Raw genomic sequence first — 25,079 nt, 5'->3', positions numbered from 1 at the left:
CGCACTGCGGGCTTTTTTATTGCTTTTTCAGTAATGGCTGGCCTGCTCGGGTGGTGAAAACTTGTATCCTACACCCCATACGGTAGTCACTACGGGCTCACTCTTGGGACATGCGGCCAATTTGGTGCGCAGACGGTTGATATGGCTGTTGACCGTGTGTTCGTAGCCCGCATAATTTGAACCCCAAACGCCTTGCAACAGTTGCATCCGGCTGAATACCTGTCTCGGTCGCTTGGCCATAAACAGCAAGAGATCAAACTCTCTGGCGGTTAACTGCAGTGGCCGGCCAAAGGCCTTGACCTCGCGGGTAGCGCTATTGATGCTGAGGCCGTTGAATTCGAGTTGCTGACCCGGCAGCTTGATGTATTCGCCCCGTCTGAGCCAGGCCCTGATCCGGGCACGTATCTCCAAAGTGCCACAGCTTTGAAGCAGGTAGTCATCGGCACCGGCCTCAAGAGCCAGAACCACATCGGCCTCGTTGTCGGACTCCCCCAGAAGCAATAGCGGCAGATTCGGATACTCTTGCCTGAGCATCTGACAACGGCCGAGCATGTCACCGTCAGGCAGTTGGCGTGTCATGATCAACAGGGCCAGAGGTTTACTCGCCAGCAGTCTTCTGGCCTGTTGAAAACTCGTCGCTTGCCATAGCTGGCAGCCCAGAGTCTCGAGATTGAGGCGTTGGATATCGGCCAGGCTCTGATCATGGGCAAGCAGCAGGATCTGCGGTGTGCTGGAAGGGATCATCTTGGGCTCCGAATCAACTCTGGGTATTGGAGTTGACCCGGCGCCGCGGGGTTTTCTTTCAGGCTCTTATCTTGGGAGCAAAGCGCTGAAGACTAGGACTTACGGTAGATCACTATCTTGAGCACCGGATTATCGAACCTGTGCGAGGGCGCCAAGACCGAGTCGACCAGACCGTCATCGGCCGAGATAACCCCAGGATGGAGATGTACTCTATCGACATCATCCCTGGCACTGTTAAAGCCTTCACCGCCATCGGCCGGGCCGGGAATACTGCCTTTGGTTTCTGAGTTGGCTTCGGTGCCGGCATCATAGGCGGGAGCAAGCAGTTGCAAGCTCTCATTGGCTGCCAGGTTACTCAGGTCTACCTGCTGAATGCCACTGAAAGCGTCATTGGTATTCACCAGCATAGTGACCAGGGCCAAGGTCATATTCTCTTCTGAGGTCAGGTTCAGGCTGAAGTCCTGGGTCATCCCGGGGGCCAGCGGAGCTTCGGCGCTCATCAGTGTGTGGACTCCGCTGATATTGGCCAACTCGCTGTTGTCGCCACCTTCTGCGAGTCGCTCGAGTGCCAGGCTTGCCGGCGAGCCGTTTTGCCAGAGTTGCAGCTCTTTGTCGGTAGTCAACAGGGCGATAGGTGATAGAGGTTGGTTAGCGGTTAGGTTGGTCACCCGGATATCGAATTTGCTGGTAGCAGGCTCAGGTTCCGGTGGCTGGGGTGGCGTGCCGGGATGGTCATTGTCCGAGCAGGCTGTCAGCATTACGAGTGCCAGTATCAGCACCAGGGACAGGGCAAAGACTCGGGCCTGAGTCGGTTCTCTAGGGCTTGTAGTGTTCATCTGCCGCTCCTTTACTTGACGGTAACGATCAAGGCGGCAACCGGGTTCAGCCAACGATGGATTCGGCTGTCGACATCGCTGATGCCGCCATTGGGATCTGTATCCCCGAGTAGTCCCGGGTGAATATGCACCCTGTCATTGCTCGAGTCGTCCATCACGCCGGTGCCGTTCTGGCCGCCCATACCATCGGGCGCCGCCGGAATGCCGGGAACTCCAGGCGCGCCGCCACCGGTTATCTGCTCGTCGTTGGCTTCAGTCCCGGCATCATAGGCATTGAGATAGAGGGTATAGCTGCCCGGAGTGCTGGGTATTTCCCAACCGTCCAAGCCGACAAAGGCATCATTGGTGGGCAGCAACATGGCCACCAGACTCAGATGGGTCAGGGCGCCACTATCCAGCATTACCTTTTCAACCCTGGCACCAGGGGCCAGTAAGCCGGCGGCTGGGTTGGCCACAATCACGCCGTTGTTGGCTGTGACTGCCTGTTGCAGTTCGCTGATATCTCCGCCTTCTGCCATCTTCTGCAGGGCAGAGCTTGCGGGCTCTCCGGCTTGAAACAGGTGACTGTTGCCGTCATGGGCGGCGATAAGCAAGGGGGTAAAGTGGTTGCCATGGGTCAGGTTGTTGATACTTATCTCCAACTGGGCGGCTTGGGATAACTGGCTCAGTGGCAGTGTGCTCAACAGCAGTGGTAGTAGTAACTTGGGTTTCATCGGCTTGCTCCTTCTTATGGGGATAAGTCCAGTGTTTACCCTGGAGTTCACCTCAAGGTCGCCGGTTTATCACGAAAACTTCACTTTTTCGGGGCGGGGAATGGCTAATCTGCGGCGATTGTGATTTTCAATTTTGCAAATTGTGCTCAAAAGCACATACCTAACCGCCTTTTACTGCGCCAAATCAACACAATTGGATAACAGTCAGGGCAAGCTGGTGCAGTTTGTCGCGGGCAAAGTGGCGGCAAACGGGCAATGACGCCAGTCAAGAGTTTTAACCGGACGTTAAATGAGGTATGTTGCCTGCCGGAGTCCGGCCATTCTTGGTATCCGGTAACAATCAGCCGTGGTTTAAGATGCACATTGGCAAAAAAATAGGCGTATTTATCCTGGGGTTTTGTATTCCTGCCCTGCTTGCGGTCGCCTACAGTTTGAATTTTTGGTTTGAATACAGTCTGGGTCAGTTCCGGCAGCAAACGCTGGAGCATGAGTATGTCGGAATTGAGCAGCAGTTTACCCGTGAGTCCCGGCGCCTGTTACAACTGGCGCGCCTCTATGTTCCCATTCTTCAAACGCCGGGCGAGTCGCTGCTGAAAGGTTGGCTGGAAGGGTTGCAGTCTTCCAATATCAGTTTGTTTCATCTGCATCAGGGTAAGGTGACGGCGCTGGCAGACGGCAAGACCCGGGTGTCCGGGCAGATAATCCCTCCCGCCGGACTGTTCTCCACCCTGGACAAGGAAGCCTTTGGCGCCGTGATAGTCAATGAGCAACCTTTGCAGCTGGGGTTCTATCGTTTCGATGATGACGAAGCTCTGATAGTCACTCGTTTACTGACCCCTGCGCACCTGCAGAGCCTGGGACAGGCTGACCTTATCCATTCCGTGGCGCTGGCACCGCTGCAACAGCAGGTGAGCCCGGGGCAACATCTTAAGCTGGCCAGTCAAATCCAAGTGCCCACCCTTATTGGGCCTGTGCTGGCGCTGCAGGTTAAACAACAAAGAGATGCCTTCGAGCGGCTGGAATGGCAAAGCCTGTTGGTTGTCATGCTGCTGTTGCTAGGCGGCATGCTGATGGTGGCCGCCGGTTATCTCTGGCTGCGACGCGGCTTGCTGAAACCTTTCGACCGTTTGATGACAGAGCTGAAGGAGATAGATCCCAGCGCCAGACGCTATACCCATGTCAGCGGCAGCGGCGGCGCCGAGTTCAAGGTGTTGGCCGACAGGATCAATAACCTGTTGTTGCGGATTTTTCAGCAGAAAGAGCGTTCCCGAATCACCCTGGAATCCATTGCCGAAGCCGTGATCCTCACCAACAATAAGGCCAGGGTTATCTATCTCAATCCTCAGGCTGAATCCCTGCTCGGGCTGCGCAGTCAACAGGCTTTGGGGCGGACTCTGGATACCCTGCTCAAAAGCGACAATCAACTGGACGAAGAACTGCTCAACTTTATGTCCAGCGGCAGCCGGGTTCCCGAATACAGCAAGGTCACTCTGCAGATGCAGCAGCCGAGAATCATGGAGCGGGCGGTCAGCAACCTCTGCAATCACAAGAGCCAGGTGATAGGCGTGGTGACTGTGCTGCGGGACATTACCCAGGAGGAAACCCTCAAACAGCAACTGAGGTTGAAGGCCAGTGTCGATGGTATTACCGGACTTTACAACCGCAGCGCCTTTGAAGAGCGGCTGCCGGGATACGCCGAAGGCGCCGAGACCCTGGCACTCTGTTATCTGGATCTGGAGCAGTTCAAGCTTATCAATGACAACTGCGGCCATGACGCCGGCGATCAGATGCTGGTCATGGTTGCCAGAGCCATAGAGTCCTGTCTGCAGGGTGACGAGATGTTGGCCAGACTCGGTGGTGATGAATTTGGCTTGGCTATCCGTAACCGCAGTGCTCTGGAAGTTGCCAGGTTCTTAAAACAGGTGGTGAGGCAGGTTTGTCTGCAGATCTTGCCCTGTGGCGGCGCCCATTACCGAGTCGGGGTCAGCTGTGGCGTGGCCTTCCATAGAGGCCCTTGCTCTGCGCCCGCCGAGCTGCTCAAGGATGCCGATATCGCTTGTCTGGCGGCCAAGCGCAAGGGCAGTAGTCAAATTCACTTCTTCGATGATCGCAACAAAGAACTGGCCAATGAACGCAATGCCCCCAAGTGGGCGGTGCGTATTGCCAGAGCCATAGAGGATAAAGAGCTGCTGCTCTATTTCCAGCCGATTAAAGGACTCAACGGCTGTTGTCGCCGTCAAAGGCTGGAGATCTTGCTGCGGATCCGCGACAACAGTGGTCGTATTCTGCCTCCGGCACAGTTTATTGCGGCGGCGGAGCGTTTCAAGTTGATGCCGGAAGTCGATAGGGAAGTGATCCGCAAGGCATTCCTCTGGCTATCCGAGCATCCTCAGCTGTGGCCGGAGATCTGTATCTCCATCAACCTTTCGGGAAACAGCCTGGGCAGTGAAGGTATGCTGGATTACATCGCCGAGATGCAGGGGCGCTATGGCATTCCCAGCTCCTGTGTCTGCTTTGAGATTACAGAGACCAGTGCTATTCAGAACCGAACCCGGGCGATGGAGATGCTCAACCAATTGCGCCGCTTGGGATTTGCCTTTGCGCTGGACGACTTTGGCAGTGGCTTTGCCTCATACGGCTACCTGCGGGAGCTGCCGGTGGATTATGTGAAGATAGATGGCTGCTTTGTCCGGCATCTGGCGACCAATGCCAGGGACTATGCGATAGTCAAATCGATTCACGATGTGTGCCGGGTCATGGGCATAGAGACAGTGGCTGAGTTTGTCGAAAACCAGGAGATCATGGATAAGCTGCTGGAGATAGGGGTCGACTATGCCCAGGGGTACGCCATAGGGCGTCCCAAACCTCTGGAGCAGTTTTTACAATGGGAGAAGCGCCATGAGCGCCGGCAGCAGGGATTGCACTTGCAGGAGGAGTATGCGAGCTTAGCCTGATAACTTCGACTGACAATGGACTGCAGATGGAAGGACTTGCTGATAAGGTCATAGTGATTACCGGCGCCTCGGAAGGTATTGGGCGGGCGCTCGCTCTGGCACTGGCGCCGCTTGGCGGACAACTGGTGCTCAGTGCCCGCAATGAATCCAGGTTGCGTACCCTGGCGATGGAGGTCGAGTCGGTTGGCGGTGCGCCACTGGTGGTTTGTAGTGATGTCGGGCGACAACAGGACTGTGAAGCCTTGATAGCCACGGTTATCGAACGCTTCGGCCGGCTGGATATACTGATCAACAATGCCGGCATGACCATGTGGAGCCGCTTCGATGAGCTCAAGCAGCTGGACATCCTCGAACAGCTGATGCGGGTCAATTATTTGGGACCGGCCTGGCTGACCCATGCAGCACTGCCGCATCTGAAGGCTTCCCAAGGGCAAGTGGTGGTGGTGGCTTCCGTGGCCGGTTTGACCGGGGTGCCAACCCGCAGTGGTTATGCCGCCTCCAAACATGCTGTCGTGGGCTTTTTTGATTCACTGCGAATCGAGTTGGCCGAGGACAATGTTGCTGTGACCGTGATATGTCCTGACTTTGTGGTCTCCGAGATCCACCGGCGGGCGCTGGATGGAGAGGGTAAACCGCTCGGAACTTCTCCCATGGCAGAGAGCAAGATCATGACCGCCGAAGAATGCGCGCAGATGATGCTGCCGGTTATAGCCGGGCGGGGGCGAATGTTGATCACCTCCTGGCGTGGTCGTCTGGGGCGTTTTGTCCGCCTTATCGCTCCAGCCTGGGTGGATAATCTTGCCCGTAAGGCAATAGCGTCCGGGCACTAGCCCAAGAATAAATAAGCCTCCGTGAGGGAGGCTTAGGTGTTCCAGAGATTAAGAGATTACTTTTTGTCGTTGAGGTGCTGGACTATGGTGGCCTTCGCCTCCTCATGGCTGGCCTTGGCGGCTTTGGCCTGAATATGGGCCGTTGCCTTGTGGCCGGTTATATCCTCGGCGATATGCAGCCAATCCGGATGCCAGTAAAACTGGCTGCCTTCCAGTGTCGACCAGTTGTGTACCCCATGAGTTTCACCGTTATATACCAAGTCTTTGATTGAATATCCCATAGTCAGTCTCTCCAAGTTGGAATGGTATTATCATGCGGCCGTCGCGGCCGCATGAGTGTGACGAAGATCTCATTTTAGGTGCGGAAACGGCTGATCAAATGCGCCAGGTTGTGGGCCAACTGACTCAGCTCCTGGCTGGATTGAGACACATGCCCCGTCCCCATGGACACCTTGGAGGCGGCATCACTGATATTGGTGATATTGACCCCCAACTCACCGGTAACCGCTGTTTGCTGCTCGGTGGCACTGGCCACCTGAATCGCCATGTCGTTGATGATGCCGATAGCGGCACTGATCCTTTCAATCGCATCGCTGGCCTCATTGGCGCAGCGAACACTGCCCTGCATCCGCTCGCGGCTCTTTTGCATCACTTCGTTGGCATGCTGAGCTCTTTGCTGCAGCTGTTCTATGGTGCCTTTGATTTCCAGCGCCGAGCTTTGGGTACGGCTGGCGAGAGTTCGCACTTCATCGGCCACCACGGCAAAGCCTCTTCCTGCCTCACCGGCCCGGGCGGCTTCGATGGCGGCGTTGAGGGCCAATAAGTTGGTCTGCTCTGTTATCTGGGCGATCACTTCCAGCACCATGGCAATGGAATCTGAGTCTTTTTGCAACTGGCCTATCACTTCGCTGGCGGCGGTGATTTCCGCATCCGAGCTTTGAATGGTATCCAGTGTCTGCAGCACCACTTGTTGGCCCTCTGTGGTGGCCAGCACCCCTTGGTTGGCTTGATCGGCGGTTTGGGTGGTGTTGCGGGAGATATCGGCAATCGAACTCTGCAGCTCTGTCATGGCGGTAGCCACCTGATCGACCTCAGAGCGCTGTTGCTGCATCTCTTCGGCGGCTTCGGCGGCGACTGTAGTCATCTCTTCCACGGCGGCGGCCAGTTGCACCGAGGCCGCACCTATCTGGGAAATCATCTCATGCAGAGTGTTACGCATCTGTCCCAGGGTTTCGGCCAGGTGTTTGAACTCGCTGCTGCTGAATTTTTCCATCGGAATTTCGGTTGCGAGATCGCCAGAGGCTATCTGCTCCAGCACTTGGGTTGTGGCGCCAAGGGGGATAAAAATTCGTCGCAGCAGGAACCAGCCGGCTCCCAATGCCAGGGTCACAAAGAGGCAGAAGACGATGACCAGACTGCTGCTGAGGGATTGAATTGCCTGTTCACTGGCGCTTCTGGCAGAGCTGACCTTATTGGTTTCCAGTTCCATCAAGGCTTTGAGTTCGGTCTCGACATTGTTGTAAATATGCCAGGACTCCATGGAGGTCAGCATGTTGGCGGTGTTTTCCGGCAGGTCGCTGCTGTCTCGATCCAAAAATTGTTTATGCAGTCCCATAAAGGCTTGCAGTGGCGCATCCAGCTTGTGCAGTTGCACCAGGGTATCTTGCCCGGCACCCTGTTTCAGTTGTGCCAGCGCCGAGTTGATTGCCAGGGTCTGATCCTGCAGGTACTGACGTGACTCCTCACTCATGGGGGCATTCAGTACCCGTCTCAAGCTGTATCCCAGCTGTTCCCGTCTGAGGCCGGATACCAGTTGCAGCAAAGAGGCGGCCTGATCATTGCTGTGGTACTCCCGCTCCAGCAGGCTTATCTGGCTTTTCACCTCCTGCAGGTGATAGGCAATGGTGCCCAATGACAGGCAAAACAGCGCCAGCAGCGCGGCGAACAAGGTGATCAACAACTTGCGCAAAGAAAGATTGGAAAAGATGGCTTGGTTCACAACCCGGCTCCAAAACAAATGTATGAAATATATAGTGAATGTTTCAAGATCCTAGGTGTTTGTCCGGATGCAAACTGTGAGTTGTGGCAATTTAATAGGTAATTGTTTTAATTTTTAGTATTTTTGATTGTTTATATTGTTAAGTCATTATTTAGTAATGATTTAATATCAATGCCAAATGCAGTGTCTTGTTTGTGATCAAAGCAGGAGGAATACAGATAGAGCCGACTCTGCTGTGCCCCCTGCATCAGAGTCCAGTTCTGTCAGTAGCCTGCCAAGGCGCGTAGGAGCTATGGGTCTTTCCTGCTATAATGCGCGCTCGTTTTTGTGGAGGCGCGAATGGACGTATCTTCTTTATTGGATGGCCTGAATGACAAGCAGCGTGAGGCGGTAGCCGCACCTCAATCCAGCATGCTGGTGCTCGCCGGTGCCGGCAGCGGCAAGACCCGGGTACTGACTCACAGGATTGCCTGGCTGCTGCAGGTGGAAAACCAGAGCCCATACTCCATTATGGCGGTGACCTTCACCAATAAGGCGGCCGCCGAGATGCGGGAGAGGGTGGAGAAGATAGTCGGCAACCATATGGGCCGCATGTGGATTGGTACTTTCCATGGTCTGGCCCATCGTCTGCTGCGCACTCACTGGCAGGATGCCGGCCTGCCGCAAAATTTTCAGATCCTCGACTCGGATGATCAACTGCGGCTGCTCAAGCGCATCCTCAAAAGCCTGAATCTGGATGAGAAACAGTATCCGCCGCGTATGGTGGCCGGCTATATCAACGGCAAGAAGGATGAAGGGCTAAGGCCGAAACATCTGGATGGCGGCCTCTTCCCCATGGAGCAGAAACTGGTACAAATCTATCAGGTGTATCAGGAGTCCTGTGACCGCGCCGGGCTGGTAGACTTTGCCGAGATACTCTTGCGGGCTCACGAGCTGTTTCTCAACAAGGAACATATTCTGGCCCACTATCAGGACAGGTTCCGCAATATTCTGGTGGATGAGTTTCAGGACACCAATGCCATTCAATATGCCTGGATCAGAGTATTGGCAGGCAAGAGCGCCAATGTGATGATAGTGGGCGACGATGACCAGTCCATCTATGGCTGGCGTGGCGCCCAAGTGGAAAACCTGCACAAGTTTTTACAGGATTTTCCCAATGCCGAAACTATTCGCCTGGAGCAAAACTATCGCTCCAGCGGCAATATTCTCAAGGCCTCCAACGAACTTATCGCCAACAACCCGGATCGGCTGGGCAAACAGCTGTGGACCGAAGATGTCGATGGTGAGCCGATCTCAGTTTACTGTGCCTTCAATGAGATGGATGAAGCCCGCTTCATCATAGGCCGCATTGGCGACTGGCAGGACAAGGGCGGCAGTCTCAGTGACTGCGCCATCCTCTATCGCAGTAATGCTCAATCACGGGTATTGGAAGAGGCCTTGCTGCACAAGGGGCTGGCCTATCGCATCTATGGCGGCTTGCGCTTCTTCGAGCGTCAGGAGATCAAGGATGCCATGGGATACCTGCGTCTGATTGCCAACCGCGACGATGATGCCGCCTTCGAGCGGGTGGTCAACACTCCCGCCAGGGGGATAGGCGATCGCACCCTGGATATTCTCAGAACCACGGCCCGGCAGCAGCAATTGACCCTGTGGCAGGCCTGCGTCCGTTTGTTGGAAGAGAAGGTCTTGGCCGGCCGCGCCGCCAATGCGGTGCGCAGCTTTATGGACTTGATAGTGCAGCTACGTAGCGACACCGAAGAGCTGCCCCTCTATCGCCAGGCGGATATAGTGATCCAGGACTCCGGGCTCAAGGCCATGTATGAGCAGGAAAAGGGCGAAAAGGCTCAGGCCAGAGTGGAAAACCTCGAGGAACTGGTCACCGCGGCGCGCACCTTCGAAGTGCCGGAAGAGCTGGTGGACATGGGTGAGTTGAATGCCTTCCTGTCCCATGCGGCGCTGGAGGCGGGAGAAGGCCAGGCTGATGCCCACACAGATGCGGTGCAGTTGATGACGCTGCACTCGGCCAAGGGGCTGGAGTTCCCGCTGGTGTTTATGGCCGGGGTCGAAGAAGGGCTGTTCCCCAGCCAGTTGTCGCTGGAAGAGGGCGATCGTTTGGAAGAAGAGCGGCGCCTGTGTTACGTGGGCATGACCCGCGCCATGCAGCAGCTGTATATCACCTATGCCGAGTCACGCCGCATCTATGGCCGTGAAAACTACTCGCGGCCGTCGCGCTTTATCAAGGAGATCCCGCCTCAGTACCTGCAAGAGATCCGTCTCAAGGCGCAGGTGGCAACTCCCATGGCCAATAACAGGTTCAGCAAGTCGCAAAGCAGCTTCAACGACACGGGCTTTAATGTCGGCCAATGGGTGCTGCACCCCAAATTCGGTGAGGGGATAGTGACCAATTTTGAAGGTCAGGGAGCACAGGCCAGGGTGCAGGTGAATTTCGATGACTTCGGAAGCAAGTGGTTGGTGGTGGCCTACGCCAAGTTAACTGCTTGTTGACAGCCCGGGTAGGAAAATTCGCGTTTTGCGGTGTCAATCACACTGTTGCTGAGTCATAATGCTTGGCAAATTTAAGGCTGAGATGTGTTGGAGAGCCTACCGATGAACTTGAGGGAAAAAATTGATGTCTATGCCCGTCTGTCGCGTCTGGACAGACCCATAGGAACTTTTCTGCTGCTGTGGCCCTGTTTAATGGCGCTGTGGCTGGCGGCCGGGGGCTTACCGGATCTCAAGGTGCTGATCATCTTTATCGTAGGTGTGTTTGTGATGCGTGCCTGTGGCTGCATCATCAACGACTATGCCGACCGTGAACTGGATACCTATGTCGAGCGCACCAGGTCCAGGCCCTTGGCCAGTGGCGAGGTCACGGTCAAAGAAGCGCTGGGCCTGTTTGTGGTCATGGGGCTGTTTGCCTTTGGTTTGGTGCTGCTGCTCAACCCTCTGGTGGTTAAACTCTCCCTTGTCGGCATGCTGCTGACCATTATCTATCCCTTCACCAAGCGCTACACCAATATGCCGCAGATGTTCCTCGGCATAGTCTGGAGTTGGTCGATTCCCATGGCCTATGCCGCCCAGACAGGTGAAGTGCCTGTCGAAGCCTGGTGGCTATTTGCCGCCAACTGGTTCTGGACTGTCGCCTACGACACCATGTATGCCATGGTGGACAGGGACGATGACCTCAAGGTGGGGATCAAGTCCACCGCCATTCTGTTCGGCCGTTACGACAGGCAGATCATCGGCCTGTTTCAGTTGGCGGCGCTGGCCTGCTTTATGACTGCAGGTTATGTGGCCGAGCGAGGTGCCCTCTATCTGGTGGGGCTGCTGGCCTTTATCGGCTTTGGGCTTTATCAGCAGAGGCTGATTTACGACAGACAGCGGGCTCCCTGCTTCAAGGCATTTCTCAACAACAACTGGGCGGGTATGGCCTTGTTTGTCGCCTTGGGGATGGATTACCTGCTCTGAACGACACTGAGTTTGACTGTCAACGCCGCGATTATCGCGGCGTTTTTACTGGCGCAAACAACCGCCAACCGTTAGTCTGAACAGCCGGATGATTGAACCAAGCAGCGGGAATAGCGCCGCTGAGGACTGAAGCAAGAAGGAGTCTTGGTATGTTGATAGAACAACTCTTTGGTATTGAATTGCCGCTTATTCAAGCCCCCATGGCCGGCGCCCAGGGCGTGCCGCTGGCATTGGCCGTCGCTTCCGCCGGTGCGCTTGGTTCTATTCCCTGCGCCATGTTATCCCATGACAAACTCAAGCTGGCGCTAGAGAGCTTCAGGCGCCAGAGTGACCGGCCGGTAAACCTCAACTTCTTCTGCCATAAGCCACCCGAGGAACAAGTCGAGCGTTTGCATGCCTGGCTGCAGCAACTGGCGCCCTATTACCGTGAATTCGAGGTCGAAGATCTCGGCGGTGGCGCCGAGCGGCGTCCCTTCGATGCCGAGGTTGCCGCGGTTATAGAACCCTTTCGTCCCGAAGTGGTGAGTTTTCATTTCGGGCTTCCCTCCACCGAGCTGATGCTCAGGGTCAAGAGCTGGGGCACCAAGGTGATTGCCTCGGCAACCAGCGTCGCCGAGGCCAAGTGGCTCGAATCCAGAGGCGTGGATGCCATCATAGCCCAGGGCCTGGAAGCCGGTGGTCACAGAGGCCATTTCCTCAGTGATGATTTGACCGAGCACAGTGGTACCTTTGCCCTGTTACCGCGCCTGGTACAGGCGGTGAAGGTGCCCGTGATTGCCGCCGGTGGTATTGCCGACGCCGCCGGAGTGCAGGCGGCCATGGCTTTGGGAGCGGCCGGGGTGCAGGTGGGCACGGCCTATCTCTTGTGCCCGGAGGCCGAGATCAGTGAACTGCATCGCCAAGCGCTGAAAGATCCGCAAATGAATCGCCATACGGCGCTGACCAATCTCTACAGTGGCCGTCCGGCCAGAGGCATAATGACCCGTTTGATGCGTGAGTTGGGGCCTTTGGGGCAAGCGCCGGATTTCCCATTGGCGGCCAATGCCATTGCGCCGCTGCGCGCCGCGGCAGAAGCACGCGACTGCAGTGATTTCAGCCCGCTCTGGTGTGGTCAGAATCCGGAGGGATGTCGGGAAATTCCCGCCGCCGACTTGACCCGTGAGTTGATGGCGGCCTTTATCAGGGCTTGAGCTTTTTCTGGTCTAGTGTATGTAACTGCCTGTATCATTGCGAATTAGTCACTTCTGCAACCGGCGGAGTGACCCTATCTTTAGATGGACTGCAATCAAAGCTTTGACTGCGGCGTGGAGCCGCAATAGGGAGATATAGATGAAAAAATCACTTGCTCTGGCGCTGCTGGCCCTGATGGTCAGTGCCAACGCCGCGGCCCGCGACACCATAGCCCAGTATCCGGTGCAGGAACTGCTGCAGACCGAGAAGGCCAAAGAAGCCCTTTACGATGTGCCACTGTATTTTGCCACTCAGGCTCACCCGGAGATCAGCAAGAGCTATGGTGAGGTGATCACCAATAAAAAGACCAATGCCTTTGGCAAGTCGGATCGCGAAGCCTGTGAGTGGGTGATGTTGAGTGCGCTAAAGGCGTTGCAGGAGCGCGCCGAGCGTGAGGGGATGGACGCTGTGGTCAATATCCAGTCCTATTACAAGAAGCGTGAGTTTGCCAGCGAGACCGAATATGAGTGTGGCGCCGGTGCCATCATGGCCGGGGTGGCACTGAAAGGGACCCTAGTGAAGTTCTAACCACTTTAACTCACTGACAAAGCAGACCAGGAGGTCTGCTTTTTTTGTAGCTGAATTCTGCTTCTCTGTCGTCCCGAGTCAGTCGAATGCTCGATCAAGGCACCACTTTATGGCGATTGGTATAAGGTTAATAGAGTGACTCTCGGGAATAAACGATGAAATATCTCCTCTGCAGTTTATTGCTGCTGGTTTTTCCTGCCACGGCAACCTGGTATCCGGTCAAGGTGCGTGCCGATGGTGAAGCGCAATTGTATAAGCCGCTGGTGCGGGCCAACAAAGCCTGGCGCCTCTGTGCTCTTTTACCCCACGGTAAAGATCATTATTGGTGGGGTGTCGCCTGGGGCTTGGCCGAGGAGGCGGACAGGCTGGGCGTCGAGATAGGTATTTATGATGCCGGTGGCTACACTGAGGCGGAGCGGCAACTGCGCCAGCTACATGAATGCGAGGCTCGCGGTGCCCAAGGTTATATTCTGGCGGCCGTCTCGGCGGAGCTTTTCAACGCTGAATTGCCGAGGCTCAGGGCCAAGGGCGCCAGAGTTGTGGATCTGGTCAATGGCATTAACAGTAATCAGGTAGACAGTCGCTCGTTGGTGTCTTTTGTCGATATGACTCAAGCCGCGGTGCAATATCTGTTTGCCGCCAGTGGCAGACAGGATTTCAGCCTGGCCTGGTTTCCCGGCCCTTCTGGAGCGGCTTGGGTGATGGATGCCGAGCTAGGGCTAAAACAGGGGCTTAGCGGTTCCCAAGTCGAGCTGATTGAAGGCGGCTATGGTGTCACTGAAACCTTTGTGCAGGCCGACTTGGTGCGGGCGCTGACCCGGCGCTTTCAGGCCGATTATCTACTGGGCAATGCAGTGGCGGCCACTGTGGCGGCCAGAATGTTTCCCGGACGGGTGTTGGCATTTTACAGTAATCCGCAAACCATGGCCTTGGTCGAGCAGGGCAAGTTGATGGCAACAGTGACAGACTCTCCTGTACTGCAGGCGAGAATTTCGGTTGATTTGGCGGTGAGGCTGCTGCAGGGCGAAAAAGTGCCTGGGCGGGTCAGCCCGGAGATCCGGGTAGTCACCCCGCAAAACATCTCTGAGCTGGATATGAGTCAAACCCTGCCCCCTGAAGGACAATGGATGACCTACAGGGAGCTGAGCAAACTCGAGGGGGCTAAACCAGACCCTTGAGGTTGGCCGGACGATAATAGACAGACTTGAGCACTTTGCCTTGGCGCACTGTCTTGCCAGTCATTTCCACATCTTTGGCGCACTTGGCTATCAGGAAATCGCCCTGACGGCTGCCGACAATTTCCACCCCTTGCTTGGCATAGTGAGCCACAGTATCCGCCAGTTCCTGCTCATTGCGGCATACCTTGCTCATGTTGCTGGCATGTACCTCATCCCAGCAGGGCTCAAAGTCGATTGCCTTGTTGGCGGCAACCTGCAGCAGCAGATCTATCAGGTAGCTGATCTCCAGTCGCTCCCCAACTTGGGTGCAGCCCAAGTGTACCAAGCGGCCCATCAACACATACACGCTGTCGACTATGGCGTCGGCCTGTTCAACTTTATCACCGGCCTCGGCCAGTTCGGTCAGCTCTTCGCTGATAAGCGAGGTGTGCAGTGTGTCTGCCTTGGCATCCAGGGTGTCAGGAGAGTTGACCGGCAGGTCGAAAGTGGCGCGAAATTCCTGAATATCACGGTAGAGCTTGCTGTACAGCTCTTGAGTCAGCAGAGTCAGTTTCATAGCTTGGGTTCCAGCTTGGGCAAAGGAGAGGATGATAAAGAATGCGCGTGCCGAAGGCAAAAAAGCGCCGTCAAAAAGCCTCCCGAAGGAGGCTTTTTGAGGTGAAAATCAGAGAATGAAGCGACTCAAATCTTCATCCTGAACCAGGTTGTCCAGGTGAGCATCGACATATTCGGCATCGATAACAAACTTGCTGCCGGACTTGTCGCTGGCCTCGAAAGAGATGTCTTCCATCAGCCTCTCCATCACAGTGTGCAGACGACGGGCGCCGATGTTTTCGGTACGCTCGTTGACTTGCCAGGCGGCCTGGGCAATACGCTCGATACCGGACTCGGTAAATTCGATGCTGACTCCTTCGGTGCCCATCAAGGCCACATACTGCTCGGTGAGCGAGGCGTGGGGCTCGGTGAGGATCCGTTTGAAGTCAGAGGCGGTCAGGGCATCCAGCTCGACCCGAATCGGCAGACGGCCCTGCAGCTCGGGGATCAGATCCGATGGCTTACTCATCTGGAAGGCGCCGGAGGCGATAAACAGAATGTGGTCTGTCTTCACCATGCCGTGCTTGGTGTTGACTGTGCAGCCTTCCACCAGAGGCAATAGATCACGCTGTACCCCTTCGCGGGACACGTCCGGGCCTGAGGTTTCGCCGCGCTTACAGATTTTGTCTATCTCATCGAGGAACACTATGCCGTGTTGCTCGACCAGCTCAATGGCCTGCTCTTTGAGATCTTCCTGGTTGACCAGCTTGGCGGCTTCCTCTTCGACCAGCTGCTTGTAGGCATCCTTGATCTTGAGTTTCTTGCGCTTGCTCTGTCCCTGACCCATGTTCTGGAACAGGCTCTGCAGCTGGTTGGTCATCTCTTCCATGCCGGGAGGTGACATGATTTCGACGCCAATTTGCGGCGCCGAGACATCGATTTCGATCTCTTTGTCGTCCAACTGGCCTTCACGCAGTTTCTTACGGAACACCTGGCGGGTGTGGGACTTGTCCTCGGTTTCCTGATCCCATTCACTCTTTGGCTTGGGCAGCAGGGCATCGAGAACCCGTTCCTCGGCGGCTTCTTCGGCGAGGGTGCGGCACTTCTTCATCTGCTGCTCGCGGGTCAGTTTGACCGCGGCGTCGGTGAGATCGCGGATGATCTGCTCCACTTCCTTACCCACATAGCCCACTTCGGTGAACTTGGTCGCTTCAACCTTGATAAAAGGCGCATTGGCCAGCTTGGCCAGACGGCGGGCGATCTCTGTCTTACCGACACCGGTTGGGCCTATCATCAGAATATTCTTCGGGGTCACTTCCTGGCGCAAGCCGGCATCCAGCTGCATGCGGCGCCAGCGGTTACGCAAGGCTACTGCAACAGAGCGTTTGGCCTTCTGTTGGCCTATGATATGCGCGTCCAGTTCGTGGACGATTTCGCGGGGTGTCATTTCAGACATAATGCTTCCTCACGCTCGGGATCAGTAATTCAGTTCTTCTATAGTCTTGAACTGGTTGGTAAATACGCAGATATCGCCGGCTATGGTCAGCGACTTCTCGGCAATATCACGGGCACCCAGTTCGGTATTTTCCAGCAGCGCCAACGCCGCGGCCTGGGCATAGTTGCCACCAGAGCCTATGGCGATAAGATCATGCTCCGGCTGCACCACATCGCCGTTACCTGTGATGATCAGTGAGCTTTCATGATCGGCCACTACCAACATGGCTTCGAGTTTTCTCAAGGCTCTGTCGCTGCGCCAGTCTTTGGCCAGTTCGACCGCCGACTTCATCAAATGCCCCTGATGCATCTCCAGTTTGGCCTCGAAGCGTTCAAACAGGGTAAAGGCATCGGCGGTGCCACCGGCAAAACCGGCCAGTACCTTATTGTGGTACAGGCGGCGTACTTTGCGGGCATTGCCTTTCATCACAGTGTTGCCCAGAGACACTTGGCCGTCGCCGGCGACAACAACCTGATTATTACGGCGTACAGATACGATAGTGGTCACGATAGATCCTCTTCTCGGGCGGACGGCGCGTCCGTCATGGGTCAAATCCCCAGGGTCTGCTGCATGAAACGGCCCATTGGGGGCACAGCAAGGCCAACTAATGAGGTGATAGTTTTCTATATGGGGTTGGGGGCCGGAATATCAAGTGCCCAGCAGCGGCTTTCGTGCTGAAAAACAAAAAGGCTGCAAATCTTATTGTTTGCAGCCTTTAAATTGAGAGGAGTTTATTCTTCCCAGAACCAGATCATACAGCCGTTGAGACCGGCTCTTTGCAGCACGTGGCGCTGCCGCTCGGCATCGCGCTTGCTGTCATAGGGGCCGAGTACCACCTTGTACCAGACACCGCTGGTGCCTTGCACCTTGCGCACCTGGGCTTCTAGCCCCTGGAAGGCGATCACGGCTTTCATCTCGTCGGCCTGGGACTGCACCCGGAAGGAACCGCACTGCATCTGATAAGGGCGAGATGGCTTGTTGCTCTCTTCCGGCAGATCCACTTCTACCTGTTTGTTTTCCAGCTCCTTGAGGTAGGTCCACTCCTCTTTGGGCTTGGGCGGCAGGGCGTTGGGGTCTTTCTTCTGGGGCACCGGCTTAGTCTGTGGCTGAGGTTGAACCACTTCGGCCTCGGGGGCGCTGCTCTTCAGGCTCCAGAGGAAATAGCCAAAGCCGGCCACCACGGCCACTACCACCACAAGCAACAGCACAGGAAAGCCTTGCTTGGGCTGCGGTTGCTTGCGAGCGCCCCGCTTGGCAGGCTTGCGGGGCTTGGGTTTGCTATTGGCGTAATCGCGTCCCATGGATTACATGCGCTCCAGGGTCTCGATACCCAGTAGTGACAGGCCCTGCTTGAGGGTCTTGGCGGTCAACTGAGACAGCAGCAGACGGCTGTGCTTCTGGGTTTCGTTATCGGCCGCCAGCACAGGGCAGGCTTCGTAAAAGCTGGAGAAGGCACCCGCCAGTTCAAACAGATAACCACAAAGCACATGGGGTTGGCCCTTGTCGACCATACGGGCAAGGATTTCACCGAATTGGGCCAGCTTGTTGCCCAGCTCTTTTTCCTTGTCGTGTTCCAGAGCGATAACGGCATTGCTCAAATCCACACCTTCGGCCCGCTTGAAGATCCCGGCAACCCGGGTGTAGGCGTACAGCAGGTATGGCGCTGTGTTGCCTTCAAAGCTCAGCATCTGATCGAAGCTGAAGATATAGTCGCTGGCGCGGTTCTTCGACAGATCGGCGTATTTCACCGAGGCGATGCCCACTACCCGGGCAATTTCGGCCAGGGTGTCTTCGTCCATGTCGGGGTTTTTGCTGCGTACCAGCTCCAGCGCCCTGACATTGGCTTCATCGAGCAGGTCAACCAGTTTCACCACGCCGCCGCTGCGGGTCTTGAATGGGCGGCCGTCTTCACCGTTCATGGTGCCAAAGCCCATGTGTTCCAGTGTCATTTCCGGGCGCACAAAACCTGCGGTGCGGGCCAGGCTGAACACTTGCTGGAAATGCAGTGCCTGGCGCAGATCCACGAAGTAGAGGGCACGATCGGCATGCAGGGTACCCGAGCGATAGCGCATGGCCGCCAGGTCTGTGGTGGCATAGAGATAGCCGCCATCGGCCTTCTGAATGATCACCGGCAGGGCTTCACCGTCTTTGTTACGGAATTCTTCCTGGAATACCACCTTGGCGCCGTTACTTTCAGACAGCAAGCCTTGGGCATCCAGATCTTTGACCACCTGTTCCAGATCGTCGTTGTAAGCGCTTTCACCATGGACATCGGCGCGGGTCAGGCTGACGCCCAGGCGCTGATACACTTCATGGCAGTGGCTCAGAGAGATATCGTTGAATTCACGCCACAGCTTGTTGCAGTACTCGTCACCGGATTGCAGCTCGACCACCAGTTGACGGGCGCGGGTGGCAAACTCGGCCGACTCGTCGAAACGCAGTTTGGCAGCGCGATAGAAGCTTTCCAGATCCGACAGCTCCAGGTTGGCGTTTTCACCATTTTGTGCCCGCAGCTCTTCCATATAGGCCAGCAACATGCCGAACTGGGTACCCCAGTCACCGACGTGGTTTTGGCGGATCACCTTGTGACCGAGAAACTCCAGCGCCCGGACAACGCTGTCGCCAATGATGGTGGAGCGCAGATGGCCCACATGCATCTCTTTGGCGAGGTTAGGGGAGGAGTAGTCCACTACCACGGTTTGCGACTTGGGCAGGTTTATACCCAGATGCTCGTCGGCCAGTGCCGCCTGCAGCTGTTTGGCCAGGGCATTGTCATCAATAAAGAAGTTGATAAAGCCAGGGCCGGCTATCTCTACCTTGGCCACATGGCCGGAGGCCGGCAGATTGTCGATGATCAGTTGTGCCAGCTCCCGAGGCGGCTTGCCGGCAGCTTTGGTCAGCATCATGGCCAGGTTGGTGGCCAGATCGCCGTGACTCTTATCCTTGGTTCGGTCTACCTGAATCCTTGGCGCAGTCTCTTCGGGGATCAGCCCCTGTTGTTTCAAAGTGGCTACTGTCTGTTCAAGCAAAGATTGGATATGTGATTTCATTGGCGTTTTATCGACACTGACTGATAAAGGTTAAAAGGGGAATAACCGCACATTCTAGCGCTTTCGGCGGTAACATTGCTATCACCTGTACGGTTTTATCAGCAAATTTTGTTGTTGCTTGGGTTTGCCGCAGCCGGGTGCCTTTTAAGATCACTATTATGGATGAATCTTTGTTTAAGAATCGCTGATCTTCATTTTGGGGGAGTATGATGTCTCTCCGATCCTTCTCGGATCCAAGATTTCCCCATCGGCGCGTGCCGATAGTTTCAATGGAGATAAAGATGCTGGACTCCATCACCACAGTGTTACAGGCTATTTGGCAGCAGGATTTTACCGCGCTGCATGCTCCGGGTATCGCCCTGAGTATCTATGTTTGCATCTTCAGCTTTATCTTTCTGGAGAGCGCCTTGCTGCCGGCGGCCCCCTTGCCTTGCGACAGTGTGGTCATTCTTTCAGGTACCCTGGCGGCCATGGGGATCCTTAACCCCTTGCTGGTGTATCTGTTGCTGTTTGTGGCGGCCGCAGGCGGCAGCTATTTGGCATTTGTTCAGGGGCGGCTGCTCAATCGTCTGCCCAGGGTGCAGGGCTGGGTCTACAAGGTGCCGCCCGACAGCCTGGCGGCAGTGGATAAACTCCTTGGGCGTCATGGGCTGGTGGCGCTTTTCTGTGCCCGTTTCCTGCCGCTGGTGCGTTCGCTGCTGCCTTTGGTGATGGGCGTGCGCATGGCCTGTATCAAGACCTTCTATTTTTTTGCGGCTCTGAGTGCCTTCTTCTGGGTGGGGCTGTTGGTATCGCTAGGTTATATGATGCCGTTTCTGCCGGAGCGGATCAGCAAGCTGTTGACCATGGCGTTGATGGCGGCGCCGGTGATTACTCTGGTATTGGCGCTCGGCAGTTGGCTGACCTATAAGCTACTGCGCAAGCCGCAGGACAAGCAGGGGCCTCACGGTCAATTCTGAGCCGGATTAAAGCCGTTCAAGGGAGTTACAGCAGATCCTGCGGACTCTTATCAGTTACAGCAGATCCTGAGGATCTCGATCCAGACTCCAGCGGCAGCGCTTGGCCTCGGGCAGTTGTTCGGCCTGGGGCAACAGCTGTTCAAACACCTGTTGCAGCCTGCGTCTGTCTTTGGCCTGAGCCAACAACTGGCGCCGATACTTGCCGGCCTTGCGATCCAGCGGCGCCGGCAGCGGGCCTATCACTTCAAAATCCTTGTCCATGGGTAACATGGCGGCGAAGGCTGCCAGAAAGGCATCGGCATCCTCGGCGCGGTGGGATTCGGCGCGGATCAGTACCATATGCCAGGCCGGTGGTAACAGTGCCTGCTGGCGTTCATTGAGCTGGCTGCGGGCAAACTCGCCATAGCCTCTGTGCATAAGATCCCTGAGCAAGGGGTTGTCGCTCTGATGGGTCTGCAGCAGCACAGTGCCCGGCTTGCTGGCGCGGCCGGCGCGACCGGCCACCTGGGTATAGAGCTGGCCGAAGCGCTCAGGAGCCCGAAAGTCGGCGCTGAACAGGGCGCCATCCACATCGAGCAGCCCCACCAGGGTGACATCGGGAAAGTGATGTCCCTTGGCCAGCATCTGGGTGCCCACCAATATCTTGTATTCGCCGCGATGAATGGCGCTTAAGTGCTGTTCCAGCGAGCCTTTGCGGCTGGTGGTATCCCGGTCGATTCGCACCACGGGATACTCGGGAAACTCCTTGCTGAGCGCCGCCTCCAATTGCTCCGTGCCAATGCCCTGACCCTGCAACATGGTGCTGCCGCAGTTGTGGCACTGGCGTGGAATTGCATACTGGTTGCCGCAGTGGTGGCAGCGAATTTCGCCGAGGGATTGGTGCAGGGTGAAAAACGCATCACAGCGATCGCACTCGTGCAGATGGCCACATTCGTGGCACAACAGGGCTGGGGCAAAGCCGCGGCGATTGAGAAACAGCAACACCTGGTTACCGGCCTGCAGATGCAGGCGCATCTCGTTCAGCAGCGGTTGCGACATACCCGCCTGCAGGGGTTGGTTGCGGATATCTATCAGTCCCTGGCGCACCTTGAGGGCATTGCCGGCACGCTCTCCCAATTGCAGATGCTGATAGCGGCCGCTGAGGGCGTTTTGCAGGCTCTCCAGCGACGGCGTCGCGCTGCCCAGCAGTACAGGAACCTGCTCCAGATGGCCGCGCATGACGGCCAGATCCCGGGCGTGATAACCCACGCCTTCCTGCTGTTTGAAACTGCTGTCGTGTTCCTCATCGAGAATGATGATCCCGGGCCAGGCCATGGGAGTGAACAGCGCCGAGCGGGTGCCGATTATGATAGCCGCCTCGCCACTGCGGGCCAGGCGCCAGGCGTCGAGGCGCTGCTTGTCAGTCAGGCCGGAATGGATCACGGCAACCGTGACTTTGAATCTGCGTTTGAACCTGTTGATGGTTTGCGGCGTCAGGCCAATTTCCGGCACCAGGATCAGCGCCTGCTTGCCAGCCTTGAGTATGGTTTCCAGTACCGCCAGATAGACCTCTGTCTTGCCTGAGCCTGTGATCCCTTCAAGCAAGCTGCACTGATAGCCGCTTTGGGCATTGAGGCTGGCGACCGCCACGGCTTGCTCCGGGTTGAGCCTGTGAGGTTCTTCCCCCAGTTCAAGCTGTTGCCGCCATTCAAGATTGGCACTGACTGACCGCTCTCGTTGCTCGGCCCAGCCCTTGTCCAGCAGCCCCTTGATGGCACTCTTGCTCAGCTCCAGCGCGTTGACCTCTTCAGTAGTCAGTTCCCCCTGTTTGAGCTGTTGCAGCAGTTTGCGTTGGGCGGGAGCGCGTTTCAGCGACTCCAGTGTGGCCTCCTGGCCCGAACTGGTCAGACACAGATAACTGATTTTCTCCGGCGCGGCATCGGCACCCTTGCGCAGCGCCACCGGCAGGGCCTGGGTCAACATCTGCCCCTGGCTGCAGAAATAGTATCTGGCGGCCCAGAGGGTCAGTTGGTACAGCGCAGGTGGCAGCAATGGCGCGCTGTCCAGCACTTGATATACCGGCTTGAGTTGTTTGGGCTCGAGTTCGCACTCATCACTCAGGCCTGTCACCAGGCCTATTAGTTGCTGGCGGCCAAAGGGCACGCGCACCCGCATTCCCGGCTCGAGTGGCCAGGGGCAAGCTTTGGGCATCAGGTAACTGAAGTTCTGCCGCATGGGAACGGGAAGGGCAACTTCTACAAACTGCGGCATAGTCAGAGTTTTCGCAAATAATCACGGCACATGTTGCCCGTCAGTTTACTCAGGCTAGAATGAGAGAACCAGTCCCGGAAACAAAAAGCCGCAAAAACCGCAGCTTGAACGTGCTGACTTAACGAATCCAAACCAGAGACCCTAAGCCGGATAACCTAAACTGGGTAACTACAAATCAAATTAGAGAGGATATGGATGAGAGCGGGTTTACTGATGCTTGTACTCATGTTGCTAACGTCTGTTGCCAGAGCAGAAACCGCCCATGTCAGTATCAATCAAAGAATGTTTGAACTCGGGCATTTGCCGCTGATCAAGGTCAATGTGGTGGCCGACAGTGAGGATATGACCCGGCTTGAGTTTATTGTCAGGCAGCAAGGTGCGGCGGAAAAACTCATGGTGCAACCCATCAACCGTTACATGGTGCTGCTGCTGGGGATAGATGAAGTGACCGACAAGCAGGCTGAATTACTGGTGCGGGAATACCGAATCAATCGCTGGCATGAACTCAAACGCTTGCCCTTGTTCGATACCTCAGTGCCTGTGGTGCTGCGCTCCAACCGGGCAAGAGTCTTTGCCGAGCAGATGCCGACTGAGTCACCGCAGGTTGCCGTGTCAACCCAAGCTATAGAAAACAAGGCCATAGAAAACAAAACGATAGAGGCCAGAGCTGTGCAAGCCACAGCAGTATCAAGCAAAGTCGTGCCACCGCCAGCCGTTCAAGCTCAAAGAGTTAAAGATGTCGCCGGTCAACCCCAGAGTGAGTCTCAAAGCCTTGGTGTGCCCTCGGCATCTCAAGCGGTTGCAGCGCCGGGGCGTCAGGTGAAGGCTCTGCCAATTGATAGTCGTGAGCCGGGATGCATGCTGGATTTCGATGGTACAGAAACCCTCTGGCGGGTGGCCAGCCGTTATGCACAGAACAGCCATACCCACGTCTATGGCGCCATGCTGGCCATTTTTGATGCCAATCCCAAGGCCTTCAGTCGTGGTGATATTCGCAACCTTCGCAGTGATGCCAAGTTGCACTGCCCCAGTAGTAGCTTGCTGCAGTCCTATGGAGATAAGACGGCCGCCAAAGAAAAGTTCGAGCAGATGTAGTCGCCTACTTGTCAGCGCTGGGTAGATACTGTACTATTCTGCGCCCTGAACTTTTGATATTAACCGCATGTGGTGTCCGACTTCGGGTTGGAAGAGCGACATGGCCTTAACTTGAGGTAACCCCAATGAAACCAGGTATCCATCCTGAATACGCAGAAATCACTGCAACTTGTACTTGTGGCAACGTCATCAAAGTAAACTCTACTGCAGGCAAAGCTCTGCACTTGGACGTTTGCGGTGCATGTCACCCTTTCTACACTGGTACTCAGAAAGTTGTTGATACCGGTGGTCGTATCGACAAGTTCAACAAGCGTTTCGGTATGCTGGGCAAAAAGTAATTGCCACTGCAACCAATCGAAAAGGCGTCCATGGGACGCCTTTTTTGTTGCCTTTACCCCGTCCTGAATATTCCTCATGGGGCTATGAATTAAGTTCGAAACCAAGTTGGTTTCAGGCAATATAGATTATTATCTGCCATGAATAATATGGCGGTATGGGGCAACAGATTAATATCTATTGTTGGTACTTATCATATTTTGCGGCTTGAACTTTTGCATATTGTTCGACTGACAGCCTCTGGCATCTTCCCTACCCAATGGGCAGGGGGATAAGTCGCTGAAAATATCGATATTAACGCATAGTTTATTACTGACCCGTTTAAGTAAGTCTTGCTTCTTTAATTGACCAAACATGAGGTCCAACTTAATAGTGCTGATATGCAATATGTCGGCAATTTCGTCACGGGTTAATTTAAGATCTATGGTTAACCAATGTTTATCAAAGGAAACTTGAAGTACAACTAATATATCAAATAAGAACTTGATCAGTTTGTCTTCCGGTGATGAGGTCAGCAAGAAAATGGCCAATCCGGTCTGGCGTTCGGTATAATAGGCGGCGTCATACATGAACTGCATAAATAGGTCGATATCTTCTGTCACCAGCTTTTTTATCAGTTTCTTATCTATAGTGATGATTTTGCTGTCTCTGGCAGCGAGAATATTCTTACAACAAGTGCAGCCCTCATCCAGCAACAGATGATAGTCGGTCAGTCGCCCTGGGAATATGGCATTCAGAAATTTTGGCCGGGTAAAGTCATTGGTTCTTTTGGAGTAGAAAATCAGACCGCTTTCGAGATAGATAAAGCTGTTCAATAATAGATTTTTATTTAACTGCTCACCTTTTTTTAATTTCTGTGGTGCGCCATTGGCATAGAAAA

At 55.4% G+C, this 25,079-nt stretch carries 22 protein-coding genes; 10 read left to right on the top strand and 12 right to left on the bottom strand.

The genetic code is table 11. The features are described from left to right. Positions 1-27: 27 nt before the first annotated feature. The 3 genes from ACF8D4_RS22370 to ACF8D4_RS22360 form a co-directional block, all read right to left on the bottom strand. Positions 28-744 (bottom strand): response regulator transcription factor, encoded by a 717-nt coding sequence (locus ACF8D4_RS22370; RefSeq protein WP_096142082.1) that lies wholly within the window; start codon positions 742-744, stop codon positions 28-30. Positions 745-836: 92 nt separating this feature from the next. Further along, positions 837-1,580 carry a spondin domain-containing protein gene (locus ACF8D4_RS22365; protein WP_144216878.1) on the bottom strand — a complete coding sequence of 248 codons (744 nt, stop codon included), beginning with the start codon at positions 1,578-1,580 and terminating at the stop codon, positions 837-839. 11 nt (positions 1,581-1,591) lie between these two features. Further along, a complete protein-coding gene (locus tag ACF8D4_RS22360; RefSeq protein ID WP_025886799.1) occupies positions 1,592-2,293 on the bottom strand; it encodes a spondin domain-containing protein in 702 nt (233 codons plus the stop codon). Positions 2,294-2,649: 356 nt separating this feature from the next. Between ACF8D4_RS22360 and ACF8D4_RS22355 the strand changes: the two genes are divergently transcribed. Together ACF8D4_RS22355 and ACF8D4_RS22350 are read left to right on the top strand one after the other, a co-directional pair. After that, positions 2,650-5,247 carry a putative bifunctional diguanylate cyclase/phosphodiesterase gene (locus tag ACF8D4_RS22355; RefSeq protein WP_392466839.1) on the top strand — a complete coding sequence of 866 codons (2,598 nt, stop codon included), beginning with the start codon at positions 2,650-2,652 and terminating at the stop codon, positions 5,245-5,247. Positions 5,248-5,273: 26 nt separating this feature from the next. Continuing rightward, entirely contained in the window at positions 5,274-6,077 is an 804-nt protein-coding gene (locus tag ACF8D4_RS22350) for an SDR family oxidoreductase (RefSeq protein WP_025009247.1), read from the top strand. Positions 6,078-6,133: 56 nt separating this feature from the next. Here the strand turns inward: ACF8D4_RS22350 and ACF8D4_RS22345 are convergent, their stop codons facing one another. Together ACF8D4_RS22345 and ACF8D4_RS22340 are read right to left on the bottom strand one after the other, a co-directional pair. Next, positions 6,134-6,358: a hypothetical protein gene (locus ACF8D4_RS22345; RefSeq protein WP_025009248.1), complete on the bottom strand. Its 225-nt coding sequence runs from the start codon at positions 6,356-6,358 to the stop codon at positions 6,134-6,136. A 74-nt stretch (positions 6,359-6,432) separates the two neighbouring features. Then, a complete protein-coding gene (locus ACF8D4_RS22340) occupies positions 6,433-8,076 on the bottom strand; it encodes a methyl-accepting chemotaxis protein (RefSeq protein ID WP_025009249.1) in 1,644 nt (547 codons plus the stop codon). A 339-nt stretch (positions 8,077-8,415) separates the two neighbouring features. Here ACF8D4_RS22340 and uvrD point away from each other — a divergent pair, with 339 nt between their 5' ends. The 5 genes from uvrD to torT all read left to right on the top strand — a co-directional run bounded on the left by uvrD (position 8,416) and on the right by torT (position 14,480). Continuing rightward, positions 8,416-10,581, top strand: a complete 2,166-nt coding sequence (gene uvrD, locus ACF8D4_RS22335; protein WP_392466835.1) for a DNA helicase II — start codon at positions 8,416-8,418, stop codon at positions 10,579-10,581. A gap of 102 nt (positions 10,582-10,683) precedes the next feature. Beyond that, on the top strand, positions 10,684-11,544 hold the full coding sequence (gene ubiA, locus ACF8D4_RS22330) for a 4-hydroxybenzoate octaprenyltransferase (protein ID WP_028779581.1): 861 nt from the start codon (positions 10,684-10,686) through the stop codon (positions 11,542-11,544). Positions 11,545-11,693: 149 nt separating this feature from the next. Further along, a complete protein-coding gene (locus ACF8D4_RS22325) occupies positions 11,694-12,734 on the top strand; it encodes a nitronate monooxygenase family protein (RefSeq protein ID WP_044733575.1) in 1,041 nt (346 codons plus the stop codon). A gap of 139 nt (positions 12,735-12,873) precedes the next feature. After that, complete coding sequence (locus ACF8D4_RS22320) at positions 12,874-13,302, top strand: hypothetical protein (protein WP_025009251.1); 429 nt, start codon at positions 12,874-12,876, stop codon at positions 13,300-13,302. 155 nt (positions 13,303-13,457) lie between these two features. Next, entirely contained in the window at positions 13,458-14,480 is a 1,023-nt protein-coding gene (gene torT / locus ACF8D4_RS22315; protein WP_392466830.1) for a TMAO reductase system periplasmic protein TorT, read from the top strand. Here the strand turns inward: torT and ACF8D4_RS22310 are convergent. The 5 genes from ACF8D4_RS22310 to argS all read right to left on the bottom strand — a co-directional run bounded on the left by ACF8D4_RS22310 (position 14,464) and on the right by argS (position 19,559). Beyond that, positions 14,464-15,036 carry a nucleoside triphosphate pyrophosphohydrolase family protein gene (locus tag ACF8D4_RS22310; protein WP_045283201.1) on the bottom strand — a complete coding sequence of 191 codons (573 nt, stop codon included), beginning with the start codon at positions 15,034-15,036 and terminating at the stop codon, positions 14,464-14,466. The genes torT and ACF8D4_RS22310 overlap by 17 nt on opposite strands. A gap of 108 nt (positions 15,037-15,144) precedes the next feature. Further along, entirely contained in the window at positions 15,145-16,470 is a 1,326-nt protein-coding gene (gene hslU, locus ACF8D4_RS22305; RefSeq protein ID WP_025886805.1) for an HslU--HslV peptidase ATPase subunit, read from the bottom strand. A 21-nt stretch (positions 16,471-16,491) separates the two neighbouring features. Next, on the bottom strand, positions 16,492-17,016 hold the full coding sequence (gene hslV, locus ACF8D4_RS22300) for an ATP-dependent protease subunit HslV (RefSeq protein WP_025009255.1): 525 nt from the start codon (positions 17,014-17,016) through the stop codon (positions 16,492-16,494). A gap of 224 nt (positions 17,017-17,240) precedes the next feature. Next, on the bottom strand, positions 17,241-17,810 hold the full coding sequence (locus ACF8D4_RS22295; protein WP_101060253.1) for an SPOR domain-containing protein: 570 nt from the start codon (positions 17,808-17,810) through the stop codon (positions 17,241-17,243). 3 nt (positions 17,811-17,813) lie between these two features. Further along, complete coding sequence (gene argS, locus ACF8D4_RS22290) at positions 17,814-19,559, bottom strand: arginine--tRNA ligase (RefSeq protein ID WP_071237106.1); 1,746 nt, start codon at positions 19,557-19,559, stop codon at positions 17,814-17,816. Positions 19,560-19,840: 281 nt separating this feature from the next. Here argS and ACF8D4_RS22285 point away from each other — a divergent pair, with 281 nt between their 5' ends. Further along, a complete protein-coding gene (locus ACF8D4_RS22285; RefSeq protein ID WP_025886808.1) occupies positions 19,841-20,518 on the top strand; it encodes a DedA family protein in 678 nt (225 codons plus the stop codon). Between the two features lie 54 nt (positions 20,519-20,572). Here the strand turns inward: ACF8D4_RS22285 and priA are convergent, their stop codons facing one another. Further along, positions 20,573-22,768 (bottom strand): primosomal protein N', encoded by a 2,196-nt coding sequence (gene priA, locus ACF8D4_RS22280; RefSeq protein WP_342197592.1) that lies wholly within the window; start codon positions 22,766-22,768, stop codon positions 20,573-20,575. Positions 22,769-22,981: 213 nt separating this feature from the next. Between priA and ACF8D4_RS22275 the strand changes: the two genes are divergently transcribed. Together ACF8D4_RS22275 and rpmE are read left to right on the top strand one after the other, a co-directional pair. Then, positions 22,982-23,863, top strand: coding sequence for a FimV/HubP family polar landmark protein (locus ACF8D4_RS22275; RefSeq protein ID WP_392466822.1), 882 nt, complete (start codon positions 22,982-22,984; stop codon positions 23,861-23,863). A 125-nt stretch (positions 23,864-23,988) separates the two neighbouring features. Continuing rightward, positions 23,989-24,201 (top strand): 50S ribosomal protein L31, encoded by a 213-nt coding sequence (rpmE, locus tag ACF8D4_RS22270; protein WP_025009259.1) that lies wholly within the window; start codon positions 23,989-23,991, stop codon positions 24,199-24,201. A 168-nt stretch (positions 24,202-24,369) separates the two neighbouring features. Here the strand turns inward: rpmE and ACF8D4_RS22265 are convergent. Continuing rightward, on the bottom strand, positions 24,370-25,079 hold a 710-nt coding region (locus ACF8D4_RS22265), incomplete at its 5' end, for a Crp/Fnr family transcriptional regulator (RefSeq protein WP_392466819.1).

The organism is Shewanella sp. YQ_9, from assembly GCF_043103185.1.
GTDB classification, from domain to species: domain Bacteria; phylum Pseudomonadota; class Gammaproteobacteria; order Enterobacterales; family Shewanellaceae; genus Shewanella; species Shewanella algae.
Note: the sequence above shows the minus strand (reverse complement) of the source record. Positions and strands in the feature narration are given on the sequence as shown.